Below are 258 nucleotides of genomic sequence, written 5' to 3' on the forward strand. Positions count from 1 at the left end.
TTGACCTTGCTGCGCCAGCAGAGGGCGGAGGTGCTTTACGGGGCCACCGCCGGCATTCGGGTCCCCAAGGAGTCCCTGCGGGCGGAACGGGCGGTTTTGGGAGAGAATGGAAACCTTCAGACGGAGAATGTCTCCGGCGTCTACTGCATGGTGGGACGGTCGGCCCGCTTCAAGCCGGTGGAAGTGCTCTATAGCGGGGACAGCTTTGTCCTGGTCCGCTCCACGGCGGAGAAGGAGGACGACCGCCTGCGGCCCGGG

Annotated in this window: 1 protein-coding gene; it reads left to right on the forward strand. The window is 65.9% G+C overall.

The genetic code is table 11. The annotated features are described in order from the left end of the window. The coding region (locus GJQ66_RS14970; RefSeq protein WP_230379646.1) for a hypothetical protein at positions 1 to 258 on the forward strand (258 nt) is incomplete at both ends.

The sequence above is a fragment of the Microbacterium sp. ZXX196 genome (assembly GCF_009709595.1).
Classification (GTDB): Bacteria; Actinomycetota; Actinomycetes; order Actinomycetales; family Microbacteriaceae; genus Microbacterium; species Microbacterium excoecariae.